Here is a 578-nt window from a genome sequence, read left to right on the forward strand (position 1 = left end):
CCCGGATTGACGTTCGAGATGTTCGTCGTGAATGCCGGAGTCGACTGGTTCGGATAATGGATGTCCGTGTACGCCGCGCCGATGCCGAACGGACCTGCCGCATAGTTCGCACCGAAGCTGTATGCGCGCGACGAACCGGCCGTCGTACCGACTGCCGGTGCACCGGCGAACGAGGTCGAGTTCGAGAAGCCATACATCGCGCCGAACGTGAAGCCGGCGAAGTTCGCGCTGCTGAACTTGACGGCGTTGTTGATACGGCTGGACGTCAGCTGGTCGATATCGTTGATGTGGTAAGCGTAGTTACCCGCGACGGTCTGGCTGCCGGTCGAATAGTTGGCGCCGAGATAGTCGGTGCTGAACGTGTACTGACGACCCATCGTGAACGAGCCGATGTTGTCCTTCGTCACGCCGACATATGCCTGGCGGCCAAACATCGCGCCGCCCTGGCCGAGTGTTCCGTTGCCGCTATTGAAGCCGCTTTCGAGTACGAAAATCGCCTTCAGGCCGCCACCGAGATCTTCGGTGCCACGCAGGCCCCAACGGCTGCCAGACGCTACACCGTCGTCATATTTGACGAG

The 578-nt window shown here is 60.6% G+C and carries 1 protein-coding gene; it reads right to left on the reverse strand.

The genetic code is table 11. The annotated features are described in order from the left end of the window. Window positions 1–578: porin (locus LPA37_RS27660; protein ID WP_229014263.1), on the reverse strand; the 578-nt coding region annotated here is incomplete at both ends.

Source organism: Paraburkholderia gardini (assembly GCF_907164545.1).
GTDB lineage: Bacteria > Pseudomonadota > Gammaproteobacteria > Burkholderiales > Burkholderiaceae > Paraburkholderia > Paraburkholderia gardini.